The organism is Acidobacteriota bacterium (assembly GCA_020853395.1).
Classification (GTDB): domain Bacteria; phylum Acidobacteriota; class Vicinamibacteria; order Vicinamibacterales; family SCN-69-37; genus JADYYY01.
Map to the genome: position 1 here is coordinate 1 of JADYYY010000017.1, position 14,045 is coordinate 14,045.

Annotated in this window: 14 protein-coding genes; 5 read left to right on the forward strand and 9 right to left on the reverse strand. The window is 69.0% G+C overall.

Translation table 11 applies throughout. The features are described 5' to 3' along the window. Window positions 1-1,765 (reverse strand): HAMP domain-containing protein (locus IT184_15920; GenBank protein MCC7010295.1); only part of this gene is annotated, 1,765 nt, incomplete at its 3' end. A gap of 155 nt (window positions 1,766-1,920) precedes the next feature. On the opposite strand from IT184_15920, the gene IT184_15925 reads away from it, so the two are divergent. From IT184_15925 to IT184_15935, 3 genes are read left to right on the forward strand one after another with little or no spacing between them, the layout of a single operon-like run. Continuing rightward, window positions 1,921-2,313, forward strand: coding sequence for a hypothetical protein (locus IT184_15925; GenBank protein ID MCC7010296.1), 393 nt, complete (start codon window positions 1,921-1,923; stop codon window positions 2,311-2,313). Further along, window positions 2,313-2,573 carry a hypothetical protein gene (locus IT184_15930; protein MCC7010297.1) on the forward strand — a complete coding sequence of 87 codons (261 nt, stop codon included), beginning with the start codon at window positions 2,313-2,315 and terminating at the stop codon, window positions 2,571-2,573. The genes IT184_15925 and IT184_15930 overlap by 1 nt, the downstream gene beginning before the upstream one ends. After that, window positions 2,563-2,832 (forward strand): hypothetical protein, encoded by a 270-nt coding sequence (locus IT184_15935; GenBank protein ID MCC7010298.1) that lies wholly within the window; start codon window positions 2,563-2,565, stop codon window positions 2,830-2,832. Before IT184_15930 ends, IT184_15935 begins: the two co-directional genes overlap by 11 nt. Before the next feature lie 27 nt (window positions 2,833-2,859). Here the strand turns inward: IT184_15935 and IT184_15940 are convergent, their stop codons facing one another. Both IT184_15940 and IT184_15945 read right to left on the reverse strand, forming a co-directional pair. After that, the gene (locus tag IT184_15940) at window positions 2,860-3,258 is read right to left on the reverse strand and encodes a response regulator (protein ID MCC7010299.1); all 399 of its coding nucleotides are present in this window, start codon (window positions 3,256-3,258) and stop codon (window positions 2,860-2,862) included. 201 nt (window positions 3,259-3,459) lie between these two features. After that, window positions 3,460-5,079 carry an FAD-dependent oxidoreductase gene (locus tag IT184_15945; GenBank protein ID MCC7010300.1) on the reverse strand — a complete coding sequence of 540 codons (1,620 nt, stop codon included), beginning with the start codon at window positions 5,077-5,079 and terminating at the stop codon, window positions 3,460-3,462. Between IT184_15945 and IT184_15950 the strand changes: the two genes are divergently transcribed. Further along, window positions 5,078-6,304, forward strand: a complete 1,227-nt coding sequence (locus IT184_15950; protein ID MCC7010301.1) for an FAD-binding oxidoreductase — start codon at window positions 5,078-5,080, stop codon at window positions 6,302-6,304. The two genes, IT184_15945 and IT184_15950, sit on opposite strands and share 2 nt — an antisense overlap. Window positions 6,305-6,322: 18 nt before the next feature. On the opposite strand, the gene IT184_15955 is transcribed toward IT184_15950, so the two are convergent. From IT184_15955 to IT184_15975, 5 genes are all read right to left on the reverse strand, one after another. Beyond that, window positions 6,323-7,504, reverse strand: a complete 1,182-nt coding sequence (locus IT184_15955) for an aminotransferase class V-fold PLP-dependent enzyme (protein ID MCC7010302.1) — start codon at window positions 7,502-7,504, stop codon at window positions 6,323-6,325. 159 nt (window positions 7,505-7,663) lie between these two features. Next, complete coding sequence (locus IT184_15960) at window positions 7,664-10,066, reverse strand: TonB-dependent receptor (protein MCC7010303.1); 2,403 nt, start codon at window positions 10,064-10,066, stop codon at window positions 7,664-7,666. Between the two features lie 78 nt (window positions 10,067-10,144). Beyond that, window positions 10,145-10,963, reverse strand: coding sequence for a ZIP family metal transporter (locus IT184_15965; GenBank protein ID MCC7010304.1), 819 nt, complete (start codon window positions 10,961-10,963; stop codon window positions 10,145-10,147). 46 nt (window positions 10,964-11,009) lie between these two features. Next, window positions 11,010-11,414 (reverse strand): hypothetical protein, encoded by a 405-nt coding sequence (locus IT184_15970; protein MCC7010305.1) that lies wholly within the window; start codon window positions 11,412-11,414, stop codon window positions 11,010-11,012. Window positions 11,415-11,423: 9 nt separating this feature from the next. Further along, window positions 11,424-12,674 carry a SpoIIE family protein phosphatase gene (locus tag IT184_15975; protein MCC7010306.1) on the reverse strand — a complete coding sequence of 417 codons (1,251 nt, stop codon included), beginning with the start codon at window positions 12,672-12,674 and terminating at the stop codon, window positions 11,424-11,426. Between the two features lie 114 nt (window positions 12,675-12,788). Between IT184_15975 and IT184_15980 the strand changes: the two genes are divergently transcribed. Next, window positions 12,789-13,508: a DUF1080 domain-containing protein gene (locus IT184_15980; protein MCC7010307.1), complete on the forward strand. Its 720-nt coding sequence runs from the start codon at window positions 12,789-12,791 to the stop codon at window positions 13,506-13,508. Window positions 13,509-13,570: 62 nt separating this feature from the next. Here IT184_15980 and IT184_15985 read toward each other — a convergent pair whose 3' ends face one another. Next, the gene (locus tag IT184_15985; protein MCC7010308.1) at window positions 13,571-13,837 is read right to left on the reverse strand and encodes a hypothetical protein; all 267 of its coding nucleotides are present in this window, start codon (window positions 13,835-13,837) and stop codon (window positions 13,571-13,573) included. Between the last annotated feature and the right edge of the window lie 208 nt (window positions 13,838-14,045).

Consider the following 14,045-nt stretch of genomic DNA (forward strand, 5'->3'; position numbering starts at 1 on the left):
GCACCTGCGCGGTCAGGTTGTTCGCCATCGAATTGACGGAGTCGGTCAGGTCCTTCCAGGTGCCGGCGACACCCGGCACCAGGGCCTGGCCGCCCAGCTTGCCCTCGGTGCCCACCTCGCGCGCCACCCGCGTCACCTCGGAGGCGAAGCCGTTCAACTGATCGACCATCGTGTTGATGGTGTTTTTCAGCTCGAGAATCTCGCCTTTAACGTCGACCGCGATCTTGCGCGAGAGATCGCCCTTGGCGACGGCGGTCGTCACCTCGGCGATGTTGCGCACCTGCGTGGTCAGATTCAAAGCCATCGAATTGACGTTGTCGGTCAGGTCCTTCCAGGTGCCGGCGACGCCGGGCACGGTCGCCTGACCGCCGAGCTTGCCCTCGGTGCCGACCTCGCGCGCCACGCGCGTCACCTCCGACGCGAACCCGTTGAGCTGGTCGACCATCGTGTTGATCGTGTCCTTCAGCTCGAGGATCTCGCCCTTCACGTCCACCGTGATCTTGCGCGACAGGTCGCCGCGCGCCACCGCGGTCGTCACCTCGGCGATGTTGCGCACCTGCGCCGTCAGGTTCGCGCCCATCGCGTTCACCGAGTCGGTCAGGTCCTTCCAGGTGCCCGCCACGTCCGGCACCTCGGCGCGGCCGCCGAGCTTGCCCTCGGTGCCGACCTCGCGCGCCACGCGCGAGACCTCCGACGCGAACGCGTTGAGCTGATCGACCATCGTGTTGATCGTGTCCTTCAGCTCGAGGATCTCGCCCTTGACGTCGACCGTGATCTTGCGCGACAGATCGCCGCGCGCGACGGCCGTCGTCACGCCCGCGATGTTGCGCACCTGCGCCGTGAGGTTCGACGCCATCGCGTTGACCGAATCGGTCAGGTCCTTCCAGGTGCCGGCCACGCCCGGCACGACCGCCTGGCCGCCGAGCTTGCCGTCGGTGCCGACCTCGCGCGCCACGCGCGTGACCTCGGCGGCGAACCCCCGCAACTGGTCCACCATCGTGTTGATGGCTTCCTTGAGCTGCAGGATCTCGCCGCGGACGTCCACCGTGATCTTCTTGGACAGGTCGCCGTTGGCCACGGCGATCGTCACGTCCGCGATGTTGCGGACCTGGGCCGTGAGGTTGCCGGCCATTTGGTTGACCGACTCGGTGAGCTCCTTCCACACGCCCGACACGCCGCGCACCTGCGCCTGGCCGCCGAGCTTGCCTTCGGTACCGACCTCGCGCGCGACGCGCGTCACCTCGGACGTGAACACCGAGAGCTGATCGATCATTTTGTTGACGAGCCGCGCCGACCGGAGGAACTCGCCTTCGAGCGGCCGGCCGTCGACCTCGAGCGCCATCGACTGCCCGAGATCGCCCTTGGCGACGGCGCCGACCGCGCGGGTGACCTCCGTCGTCGGCCAGACGAGGTCGTCGATCAGCATGTTGATCGCCGCCACCTCGTCGGCCCAGCCGCCGACGACCCCCGGCACGGCCATCCGCTGCTTCAGCTTGCCTTCCTTGCCCACCTCACGCGCCACGCGCGTCGTCTCGCGCGCTCTCCGCTGGCTGACCGCCGCGATCTCGTTGAACGCGTCGGCGATCTTCCCGTCGATGCCGGTGAGATCGGCCGGAAGCCGTACGGCGAAATCGCCGTCTCGCAGCGACAGCATGGCCGCGAGCAACGCCTTCGAAAATCCCCGGCCGTCGTCGGCCGACGCCCCGTTCAGGAGGGCCGCGCCAGAAATCGGATCCCGCGTTGACGCCATGGCAGACGTGTCCATCGATGAGCTCCTTGCCCTCGACCTGGAAACAGAGCTGTCGCGGAGTGTTCGTGCCTGGGAGAGTGACAGTTGTATCAGATTCACCCATGAGGGCAAAGCCTGCCTCATGTCATCGCCCGATGGACTGGCGGCGATCGATTGATAGGATGCGTCGGATGGCCTCGGGGTCGGAACTGCCGACCGAGCTCCGCTCGTTCCTGTCGGCGTGCATCGATTCGATCGAGTCGATGGAAGTGCTGATCGGCCTGCGGGCGTCCGCCAGACCGTGGACGGCGCGCGAGGTCAGCGGCGCCTTCAACCTCGGCGAGAACGCGAGCCGCAGCGTGCTCGAGGCGCTGGTGGCTCGCGGTCTCGTGGGCGTCCACAAGCACGACGAGCTGGCATACTTCTACGATCCGAAGAGTGATAACCTGCGCCGCTACACCGACCTGCTGGCGCAGCACCACGCGATCGACCGGAACGCCGTCGTCGCCTTCGTCAGCTCGCGGTCGCGCGGCGCGTTGAAGTCGTTCTCGGACGCCTTCGATCTCCGCGAGCCCAAACCGTGATGGCGACCGCTGTCTACGTCCTCTGCGCGGCAACGAGCGGCGTGTGCGCGGCGCTGCTCCTGCGGATGTACCGCCGTACCAAGGCCCGCCTGCTGCTCTGGTGCACGCTCTCGTTCCTCGGGTGGACGATCTCCAACGTCCTCGTCATCGTGGACCTGGTGATCCTGCCGGCCGACATCGACCTGTCGCTGCTGCGCGTCGGCTCGGCGCTCTCTTCGATGGCGCTGCTGCTCGTCGGGCTCATCTGGTATGGCGACTAGCCTGCTCGTCACCTTCCTGCGCGGTGCCGTCGCGATGAGCTGCATCGTCGCCGCGCTGCTCTTCTTCAGGTTCTGGCGGACGACGGTCGATCGGCTGTTCCTGTGGTTCGCGCTGGCGTTCGTGTTCCTGGCGGCGAGCTACACGGCGCAAGGCACGATGCCGCTCGCGACCGACTGGCGGGTCTACGTCTTCGGCGTCCGCCTGGCGGGGTTCTGCCTCATGCTCTTCGGAATCTACGAGAAGAACGTGCGCCGCTGAGACGTCGACGTTCCACGGCGGCGAGACTCAAGTCGAGTCGGCGCGGCTCGATCCGTCGAGCAGCCGCCGCACTTCGGCGACGAGCTGCTCGGGCAGACAGGGCTTGGTGATGAACGCGTCGCACCCGGCCTGCCGGGCGCTCTCGGACGCGCCTGCCAGAGCATGACCGGTCAACGCGACGACCGGGATGTGGCTCGTGCGCGCGTCACGTTTCAGATGCTGGGTCGCCGTCCAACCGTCCATGCCCGGCAGCGAGAGGTCCATGAGGATCACGTCGGGCCGGAGGTCGAACGCCTGCTCGATGGCGTCGAGCCCCGTGCTGGCTTCGGCGACGCGGAAGCCGGAATACCGGAGGTACTCGGCGTACATCTCGCGCGCGTCCTGGAAATCGTCCACGACGAGCACCAGCGGGCGTGAGTCAACCATGAAAGGTGGCGGCAGCCACGTGCGCATTGTAGACCCGCGCGCCAGCAGGCGATGGCCCGCGTCGACGATCGGTGAGCGCCTGCGTCAGAACCTGTGTCTGGCTCAGTCGGATTGCGGCTGTCATCGGCGGACGGCGGCGAGGGTTCCACCGCTCTCCAGCGCGGCTCGCGGATTGACCACGGGCCTCCGCCGTGACCGCCTTCAGGTGGATTCAGGGCGCGAAGGCTGCGGCTCGAACTCGGCGAGCGGAGACTCCGCCGGTCCGGACATCACCTCGCCGGTGGGCCGAAAACGCGACCCGTGGCACGGGCAGTCCCACGTCCGTTCCGCCTCGTTCCAGCCCACCACGCACCCCATGTGGGGGCAGATGGCCGACCGCAGGATCGTGGCGCCGTCGCTCTGCCGGAAGGCGGCCACGCGCTGACCGTCCAGGTCGAGCACCCGCCCTTCGCCGCGCGGCACGTCACGAAGGAACCGTGTATCGGTCCCGGCAAACCGATCGCGGATCAGGTAGTACGGGTAGTCGCTGTTCTCCTTGATGTAGTCCCAGAGTCCGCCACGGATTCTCGTCCGGCCGATGTCGAACACGCCCGTCCAGGGATTCGATCGGCCGAGCACATGGTCGCAGGCCATCATGCCCGACAGCGTGCCGAACGTCATGCCGTTGCCGGCGAATCCAGTCGCGCTGAACTGATGAGGCGAGATTTCACCGATGAGCGGAAGCCCATCCGCCGTCTCGATGACCTGTCCCGACCAGCGGTACGCGGGTTCGACGACGGGCACGATCTGCTTCAGAGACGCCGCGAGCCTGTCATAGCAGGCGTGCTCGTCCTCGATCTGGCCGGTCTTGTGGTCTTGACCGCCGTAGATCACGAACGGCTCGCCGCCGGTGTCGTCGATGCGCAGGTAGGAGTACGGATCGCCGGTATCCCAGAAGAGCGCGTCCGGCACGACGCCGGCAGCCACGGGCGCGGCCACGACGTAGCTGCTGTAGAGCGCGAGCTTCGTCTGGAGCAGCGTCGCGCGCACGAGGCCCGCATTGCCCACGAGCGGCGTGTGCGTGGCGATCACCACGTGCTGACACGACAGCGTGTGGCGCCCGGACGTGACCGTCAATGGCTCTTCCGAGAACTCCTCGGCCGCCGAGTGTTCGAAGATCCGGCCGCCGCCCGCGATGACGGCGCGAGCCAGGCCCGACAGATACGCCAGCGGATGGATGCGCGCCTGGTGCTCGTACCGGACCCCGGGCGCATGGACGACCGGCACGTCGCCCACGAACGACGCGTCGAAGCCCAGCGCCCTCGCGAGATCCGCCTCGTCCCTCAGCGCCGCCGATTCGTCATCACGCGCGTCGATCGGTGCGTGCAGGTAGCCCGGCACCCACGTGAACCCGCAAGCGAGGCGCTCGCTGCGCACGATCTCGTCAATCTGCGCGATCGCCGCGAGCCCGGCGTCCCAGACCGCCTGCGCGTGATCGCGCCCGAACGCGCTCACGAGCGCGCCCAGCCCAAGGTCCGTCACCATCGTGAGGTGCGCCGTCGTGTGCCCCGTGTCGATCCGCCCGCAGCGATCCCGTTCGAGCACCGCGACCGTCCGGCCGGCTTTCGTCAGTAGATACGCCGCGGTCAATCCGGTCACGCCGCCGCCGACGATGACGACGTCCACGGTGAGGCTGCGGTCGAGCGCGGGAAACGCCGGAAGCGCAGCGGACTGCATCCAGTACGGCGTCGTCGTCACTCCAGCCAGATGGTTGTGGGTCGCCATCACGTCCTCCCGTTGCTTGATCGAAAGCAAGCCTCCCGCCAAGATGGGCGATGTCATGGGGACGCTCTGGATCGGCCGCTCGGTGTGGCTCACTCATCCATCGCCGGTGCGAGGAAGACCGTACCGGGCGCTCCGAGGCCACCTGGATGTCGACGTGGTGGTCGTGGGCGGCGGCATGACCGGCGCCGCGATCGCCTGGCGGTTCGCGTCGGCCGGCGTGCGCGTCGCCGTGCTGGAGGCCGGCCGGGTGGGTCGAGGCAGCACTGCCGTCAGCACAGCGATGGTGATGCGTGAGCCGGATCGGGACGTCGTGGACCTCACGGCGCGGTACGGCGCGCGCGCCGTGACGCGCCTGTGGCGGCTCGCGGGCGAGGCGATCCGCGACTACGTCCGCACGCTCCGGCGGCTGCGGATCCCCTGCGACCTCGAACGCGTGGACTCCGTGTTCTACGCGCTCGATGCCGCGGGGGCCGCGCGTCTCCGGCGGGAATGGCAGCGCCGGCGGACGCTCGGCCTGGACGCCGCGTGGCTCGAGGCGGCGGCGCTCCGGCGGATCGCGGGTCTGCGCGCCGTCGCCGGCATCCGCTCGCGCGGCAACCTGCAGATGAACCCGTACGCCGCGTGCGTCGGGCTGATGTCGGCCTCGTCAGACGCGGGCGCGCGCGTCTTCGAACGGTCGCCGGTCTCGCGCATCGTCGCGCGGCGGGGCGCCGTCGACGTCGAGACATCTGCCGGCAGCGTTCGAGCCGAGCGCGTCGTCATCGCGACCGGATATGCGACGCCGGCGTTCAAGCCCCTCGCAGCCCGCTTCCAACTCCAGCACACCTATGTGATCGCCACCGCGCCAGTCGCCGGTCGCACGCCGCCCAGACAGGTGATGTCGTGGAGTGCGGAGCGGCCGTATCACTACGCGCGCTGGACCGGCGATGGCCAACTGCTCCTTGGCGGCGGCGACCGGCCGCGCGTTCCAACCGCACGGCGCCGGCGGATGCTGCGCGATGAAGCCCAGCGGCTGCGGGAACACGCCGAGCGATTGTTTCCGGCGCTCGGTCGATGCCGAGTCCACGCCGCGTGGGAAGGGCTCTTCGCGACGACGCCGGACAGCCTGCCCTACATCGGGCCTCACCGCCGATATCCCGGCCACCTGTTCGCGCTGGGCTACGGCGGCAACGGCATGACTTTCGGCTTCCTCGCCGCCAGGCTCCTGCTTGAGCAGTACCGAGGCATCCGGTCGCCCGATCACGCGCTGTTCGCGTTCAATCGGAAGGCGAAGCGCCGATAGAGCGAGCCGCGGGGAGGGTCATCTCAGCAGACGATCGACCGCGACGCCGAGCCGCTCGACGTCCGCCGGGTCGTTGTAGACCTGCGCCGACACTCGCACCCAGAGGCGTCCGCGCCAGGCCTGGAGCTGCACCTCGATGCGCGCCTCGGTCAGCAGCGCGAGGCGAACGCGATCCGCGTCGGCATCCGTCGATCCAGCCCGGTCCGGGAGCGGAACGGTGACCATCGCGCCGATCATGTCGCGGGGCGCCTCGACCGTCGTCTGCCAGCGCCGGCCGAGCATCGCACCCGCCGTCCAGGCAAGGTCGTGCACGTAGTCGCGCACCGCGGGCCACCCCCAGTCCTCGAGCGCGGCCACTCCTTCCGGCGCGGCCAGCCACGGGCTGGGATCGAACGTGCCGTTCCAGTCGAACTCGGCGTGGAATCCGCGATCGAGCCCCCACGAGACCACCGGGTGGTGCAACGCCGGCTGCCGATCGCGCTGCGCCCACAGGATGCCGCACGGCCTCGGAGCGTGCGCCCACTTGTGGAGATTCGCGGCGTACCAGTCCACCTCGAGCGACGGGATGTCGAGGTCGATCGCGCCTGGCACGTGCGCGCCGTCCACCAGCACCGGCACGCCCGCTGCACGACAGAGCGCGGAGATCTCGGCGATGGGCAGCACGAGCGCGGTCATCGCCGTGATGTGGTCGATGACGAGCAGCCGGGTGCGCGGACCCAGCGCATCGCGGATCGCGGCGACGACGACGCCGCGATCGCGAATCGGAAACGGCATGACGAGCGTGCGCACGGCAGCGCCGGCGCGCGCAGCCGCGTAGCGGGCGGCATTCGCGATCGCCCCGTACGCAAGGTCGGCGACGACCACCTCGTCGCCAGGCCGCAAGTCGTATGACTGCAGCACGGCGTTGAGCCCGACGGTGACGTTCGAGACGAAGACCAGATCGTCTGCGTCGGCGCCGACGAACGCCGCGATGGGTCGCATCGCCTCGCGCAGCCGGCCTTCGGCCCGCCATGGCATCGGCATCGCTCCCGACAGCTCACGCAGCAGGTACTGCGCCGGCTGGCGTTCGATCGCGTCGCGGATGGCCTGCTGCGCGGCGAGCACGCGCGAAGGCGGCGCCCCGAGCGTACCGTGGTTCAAGTACGTGATGTCGGGATCCAGGAGCCAGTGCTGGAGGAAGTCTCGACCGAACGACGGCATGACGGATTCTAGCCGCAGGCCGTCCGCCTGCCCGCCGTGCACGCACGCCGCTCGCGTATCGAGGAGCTCGTCACGCACGACCTGCCGACCCGCCGGTAGCGAGTGAGGCCGTGCCCCATCCAGCCGGCGGGTCTTTCTGTCCATCGCGGGGCCGGCCGATCAGAAGTGCCGGCGCACCCTCACGGCCATGGTACGCGGCTGAACGAGACGCGTGCCGACGAACACCGACTGGAAGTTGTACAAGGCGGTGCGGTTGGTCAGGTTCGTCACCTGAATCTGGACGGTCCAGGCCGGGCGGCCGGCGGCACGGACGTCGTGACCCAGTGCGAGATCGACGATCGTCCGCGGGCGTACGCGGGGCACCGCCGCCGTGAGGTCGACGTACGGCAGCAAATCGGCGAAATCGGGATCGGCCGCGACTGCGTCCGGATCCGACGGGTTCGCCACGAGGCCGCTGTCGTGCCGGACCGATGCCGAGATCCACGAACTGCCGGCGCGATACGTCGTGGTCCCGTGCACGCTGAGCCGCTGATCGTGATCGATGGCGAACGGCCCCGACGAGAGCAAGTCGACGGCGTCCTGTCCGAGGAACAACCCGCCCGTGAACGGCGGCGACGACACGGCACGTCCGCCGGTCGCGCTGAGCGTACCGGACACGCCGCGCCGCTCGGCCAGCGTCAGGCGAGCCTCGACGCCCGTCACGTCGATGCCCGCCAGCGCCGTCGGGAAGATGATCCCGGTGTTGAAGAAGTTGTTGTTGTCCTGCTGATCGCGAGACCGCTTCCGGTACGCCGACACGTCGAGCGTCGCACGCTGGCCGAATGCCCGCTGGTAACCCAGCTCGTACACGTTCTGCCGCTCGGGGCGGATCGGGCGATAGGCGCCGCCGAGCGCTCGACGGATGCTCTCGGGCGCGAGCCGGCTGGCGGCTTCCGAGCTCGACAGCAGCAGGTTCTCGTGCGGCGGCGTCTGGTAGTTGCGATTGTAGGAGGCGCGAATCACGCCGGCCGAGCCTGGCAGCGCGAATGCCACGCCGACGCGCGGCTGCAGTTGCTGACCCGCGACGATGAAGCGATAGACGTCGTGACGGAGGCCGGCCGAGAGCGTCACGCGCCGCGTCTGCCAGGTCTGCTGTACGAATGCGCCGTAGGCGTGCCCCGTCCGCGCTGCGTCGAAGACGAACGGCACGCCGCCCTGCGTCAGATCGAACGGCGCAAGCGCCGCGTTGAAACCAGGATCGTCCGGCGCGTTGAAGCGCGGCGACGTGATGCCCATGGTGAAGTGCTCGCGCACGGGCGTCACCTGGACGTCGGCGCCGGCCCGCAGCACGGTCGTCCCGATCCCTCGCGTCAGCCGCCCCGCCAACGTGATCGTGCTGACGCGCCGATCCTGGGTCGCGCTGACCGGCGTATCGCCAGCGCTGGATCGGAGCGCCGCGGTCGCCGTCCGCACGCCGGCGATCGACTCCAACGTCGACGTGGCCGTGAGCGTGCGCAGGTGCGATCCCCAGACGGCGACGTCGCGGAGCGCCTGCCGCTGATCCTGGCCGGCCCGCTGCTGTGACCGCAGGTTCGCCAGCTCGAACGCGGAGCGCCCGCCCATCACGTGGACGCGAACCATGTCGCGCGGCGTCGGCATCAGATCCACACGGCCGTAGGTTCGAACGAACGCTCCCGAGTTGTGCAGGTTGTCAATCGAGATCTGGTCCAGGAACCGGTCGGTGCGCATCGTCGTGACCGACGCGAAGTAGCCCCAGCCGGCGCCCCCGCCGCCGGCCTGCACCGCGCCCTGGACCGTGTCGAAGCCGGCAGCCGAGATGAGCACGTCGCCGGCCAACCGGCGGCTGATGCCGAGGCCGCTGCGGCTCGTCACGATCGCCACGCCCGAGACCTTGCCGCCGAATTCCGCCGGGACGTTGCCCGTGATGAGCTCGGCGCTCTGGACGATGCTCGTATCGAGCGCGTTCGCGAACGCGCCGGTGAGCTGGTCGCTGATCGGCAGGCCGTCGACCACGAACGTCATCTGGTTGTGCGCGCCGCGAGGGTGAATGGCGCCGTTCGCGTTCTGGGCGAAACCGGGAAACGTCACGAGCACGGCTTCGAGGCCGCGGCTCCCGACCGGCACCGGCAATTGCTCGATGCGCCCCACGCCGATCTGCGTGCGCGTGCCGGCCGACACCATGTCGACGAGCGGTTCGTCGGGCGCGACCGTCACCGCCACCTGCACCGAAAGCGGCAGCACGACCGTCAGCGACACGGGCACGCTGGATCGCAGCTCGATTCGCTGCCGATACGGCGAGAAGCTTGCGCGCTCCACGTGGAGGTCGTAGGCCTCGAGCGGGATGTTCGCGATCGCAAACGCACCGGCCTGATCGCTGGTCGTCGTCCGCTCGAGGCCGGTCAACCCGTTCCTCAGGCGCACGTCGGCGCCGGGAATCACGCTGCCCTGCTGGTCGGTGACCACGCCGCGCACCGTCGCGGTCGTCTGGGCCGCTACCGGCACGGCGGAGAACAGCAGGCTGGCGGCAAGAACTGCGAGGGCGCACCGGGATATTTGAGTCATCAAAAAATAGGTTTCTAAATGCTAAATATCCGGTCGGGCCTTGTCAAGCGCCTCGAAAAACCGCTCCTTTCCGTCCGCTCAGCTCAACGCCACGTCGAGCGTCATCATCACGGCGAAGCCGACCATCGCGCCCATCGTCGCCGCATCCGTGTTGCCTCCGCCCTGCGATTCTGGAATGACCTCCTCGACGACGACGAAGATCATGGCGCCGGCCGCGAAGGCCAGCGCATACGGCAGGAGCGGGCGCATCACGATGACGGCCGCCGCACCAGCCACCGCCGCCACCGGCTCGACGGCGGCGGAGAGTTGCCCGTACCACCAGCTCCGCAGCCGCGAAAGGCCGTCGCGCCGCAGCGGCACGGCCACGGCCGTACCTTCAGGAGCATTCTGCAGGCCGATGCCGAGGGCGAGGGCGGTCGCGGCGCCGAGCGTCGCGCCCTCGTAGCCGGCCGCGACCGCGCCGAACGCCACGCCGATGGCGAGCCCCTCCGGAATGTTGTGGAGCGTGATCGCCAGCACGAGCAGGAGGCTTCGCGTCCAGTTGGTGCGGATGCCTTCGGCCTCCGCCGCGGGCATGAGCGGATGGAGGTGCGGCAGCAGCCAGTCGGCGAGGCGCAAGAACGCGCCGCCGGCCAGGAAGCCGACGAGCGCCGGCACCCACGGCACGACGCCCATCTCGGCGGCCAGCGCAATCGACGGCGCCAGCAGCGACCAGAAGCTGGCGGCGATCATCACGCCGGCGGTGAAGCCGAGCGCCGTGTCGAGCGTCCGCCTGCTGACGTCTTTCGCGAAGAACACGACGGCCGCACCCGCCGCCGTCACCGCCCAGGTGAACATCGAGGCGCACAGCGCCTGGACCACCGGGTGCTGCGATGCAAACCAGTCCCTCACGTTCATCGCGCCGATTGCGCCGTCGCCTCAGCGTGGTCGATGGATCGCCGGCTCAGATGTACATCGACCGGCCGTCGCGGAGGGCCAGCCACCCGCGCACGATCCGGTAGATGAACCAGACCGACAGCACGGCGATCGGCAGCCACACGATCAGCAACCCGATGCCGAGCGTACCGACGACGAAGACGACGCAGAGCGCGGTCCAGAGCAGGCCGTACCAGAACGTCCGAATCTGCCAGCGAAAGTGCGACTCGAGCCAGGTGCCGCGCACGTCGGCGCGCTTCACGTAGTTGAGGATCACGGCGACGATCGAGGGCCAGCCGATCAGGAACGCGCCGACGATCGTCGCGGCGCCGAGGATGCCCGTGAGCAGGCTCACCGCGTGGAGCAGGTAGATCACCTGCGTCCACGACACGAGCGACGACGAGGGGACGACAACCGGGTTCGGCGACGACAAGACAGCCTCCTACGACAGGCGTTTGACGATGACGACCGTCATGTCGTCGAGCTGCGGCGCGCCGGCCGCGAACGCCATGACGGCATCGTACAGCCGCGCGGCCATCACGGCGGCCGGCTCGTGACGATGGGCGCGCATGACGTCCTGGATGCGCGCGTTGCCGAAGAACGTCCCGTCGCGTCCCGTGTACTCGTAGAAGCCGTCGGTCGGCACGATGAACATGTCGCCGCGCGCCATCGCGATCGGCGGCGGCGGCTCGTAGGACATGCCGTCGAAGAGGCCGAGCGGCGGTCCCGAGATCTCGAGCTCCTGGAACGAATCGGTCGCGGCCCGGTAATGCAGCAGCGGCCCGTGCCCCGCGCTCGCGAAGGCGATCGTCGCGCCCGGCCCATCCACGAAGGCCAGGCAGAGCGTGACGAACCGGCTGTCGCTGAGATCTTTGGCCAGCAGCGTATTGGTCGTCCCGAGGATGTGCGCCAGGTCTGGCGTGCTCAACGCCAGGGCACGGATGAGGGCCCGGCACTCGACCGCCACGAGCGCCGGGCCGATGCCATGGCCGGTCGCGTCGCCGGCCATCACGCCGACGCGCCCCTTCGCCACCTCGATGAAGTCGAAGAGATCGCCGCCGGTCTCGTCCGCCGGCTTGTTCCAGCCGGCGATGTCGAAGCCGTCGAGCGCGGGCGCGGCGTCGGGCAGAATCCCCTGCTGGATGTCGCGCGCGATCGCCAGGTCGCGCTCGAGCTTCTTCTTCTCCGCGAAAGCCTCGAGCAAGAGCTGCCGCTGGAGCGCCACGCCGGCCAGCGCGCCGAGCGTGCGCGCCAGCTCCTCGTCGTTGGCGGTGAAGGGGCCGCTCAGCTTGTTCAGCAACTGCAGGACGCCCATCAGCTCGCCGTCGTGGCCGATCATCGGGAGCGTCAGGATCGATCGGGTCCGGTAGCCGGTCGTCTTGTCGATCTCCGGGTTGAAGCGCGGATCGGCATAGGCGTCCGGCACGTTGACGACCGCCATGCGCTGGGCCGCTTCGCCGGCGATGCCCCGATCGGCCGGAAACCGGATCTCCTGCACGCCCGTCGCGAGCCGGCTGAACAGCTCGCCCCGTTCGCGGTCGAGGATGAACACGCTCGCCCGTTCGCACCGCAGCACGTCGAGCGCGGCGCGTTCGATGCCCGCGAGCAGCGGCTGCAGCTCAATCGTCGCCCCGAGATGGCGCGAGACCTCGAGCAACCGCGACAGGTCGGCGACCGTTCGTTCCGCGGACACGTGCGACACGGCGCGTAGAGTCGCACGAAGGCCGCGGGACGGCAAGCCTTCGAGGTTCGCAAGTCCCCGGGTTCGCGGTAGGATGCGCTACACCAGCTTCCAAGGAGAGCGCCGATGAGACGCACGACGATGTCGTTCGTGGTGATCCTGATGGCGGCGATCGGTGCCGTCGCGGTCCCGAGCGCCCAGCAGGGCGCGCCGCCGCCTCCGCCGATCGACCAGACGGCGACGCCGCTGCCCGCGCCGCCAACGCGCACGGTCGAATCGGGGTTCACCAGCCTCTTCAACGGCAAGGATCTGAGCGGATGGCGCGTGGGCGGCCCCGCCGACGCCTTCCGCGTCGACAGCGGCACGATCGTCGCCCATGGAAAGAGCGGCGCGTCGCATCTCTACTACGACGGACCGATCCGGAATCACACGTTCCTGAACTTCGATCTCCGGCTCGACGTGATGGCGCGGCAGCGCTCCAACGGCGGCGTCTACATCCTGACGGAGTGGCAGGAGAAGGGGTTTCCGGGCAAGGGGTTCGAAGTGCAGGTGAACAACAGCCACACGGATCGCATCCGCACGGGCAGCCTCTATCACGTCGTCGACCTGTCGAACATCCCGGGGAAGGACGATGAGTGGATTCCCCTGGAGATCCGGGTCGAGAACAACACCATCGCGATCTCGGTGAAGGGCGAGGAGGTCGTCCGATGGAAGCAGCCGGCCGGGTGGACCAGCAACTACGACACGCTCAGCCGGCGGATCGCGCCGGGCACGATCGCCTTTCAGGCGCACGATCCCAACAGCTTGACGGCGTACGCCAACATCCGGATCCGGCCGCTCGACTGAGACGCGAAGAAGACGCGCGACACGGAGCGCTCCGACCACGCCGCCGGCACGCGTCGAATGGATCAGCTCGCCGCGCGGATCGAGAACTCGTCGTCCAGTGGGATCGGCGCGTACTCCTGAGCATCGATGACGAACCACGCCCGCGCGTGAGCGGCGATCGCGAGGTCGCGCGCCTCCTGCAACGCGAAGCGCAGCGACCCGACCTTCTCGACGGGCTCCCAGCGGAGCCCGTAGCGCACGTCGCGCACGCCCCTCTCGATCACGAAGCCGCTGATGTCGGTCTTCACCAGGACGTCTCCAGGCAACAAGATGTCTTTGGACGGGTTCACGACCGGCGTCCTTTCACGACCGCGGGACGGCGTTGAGAACCACAGACGGTGTCGGCCATCGATGCTGCCCAGCCGGCCTCGTCCGGAACGAGCCGGCAGACACCGAAAGCCGTTCGCACACCCCGTCGTTCTGGCGTGCACATCCTGCGACGTACTCGAGGGGAACCTGCTTCCGGCTGTCGCAAGATCGGGACCCAACTACGACATC

Bases quoted from the DNA above. Each gene is read 5' to 3' on its own strand.
- IT184_15935 (MCC7010298.1), top strand. From the start codon at position 2,563: ATGGCGACTAGCCTGCTCGTCACCTTCCTGCGCGGTGCCGTCGCGATG.
- IT184_15960 (MCC7010303.1), bottom strand. From the start codon at position 10,066: ATGACTCAAATATCCCGGTGCGCCCTCGCAGTTCTTGCCGCCAGCCTG.
- IT184_15925 (MCC7010296.1), top strand. From the start codon at position 1,921: ATGGCCTCGGGGTCGGAACTGCCGACCGAGCTCCGCTCGTTCCTGTCG.
- IT184_15950 (MCC7010301.1), top strand. From the start codon at position 5,078: ATGGGGACGCTCTGGATCGGCCGCTCGGTGTGGCTCACTCATCCATCG.
- IT184_15980 (MCC7010307.1), top strand. From the start codon at position 12,789: ATGAGACGCACGACGATGTCGTTCGTGGTGATCCTGATGGCGGCGATC.
- IT184_15965 (MCC7010304.1), bottom strand. From the start codon at position 10,963: ATGAACGTGAGGGACTGGTTTGCATCGCAGCACCCGGTGGTCCAGGCG.
- IT184_15955 (MCC7010302.1), bottom strand. From the start codon at position 7,504: ATGCCGTCGTTCGGTCGAGACTTCCTCCAGCACTGGCTCCTGGATCCC.
- IT184_15940 (MCC7010299.1), bottom strand. From the start codon at position 3,258: ATGGTTGACTCACGCCCGCTGGTGCTCGTCGTGGACGATTTCCAGGAC.
- IT184_15930 (MCC7010297.1), top strand. From the start codon at position 2,313: ATGGCGACCGCTGTCTACGTCCTCTGCGCGGCAACGAGCGGCGTGTGC.
- IT184_15945 (MCC7010300.1), bottom strand. From the start codon at position 5,079: ATGACATCGCCCATCTTGGCGGGAGGCTTGCTTTCGATCAAGCAACGG.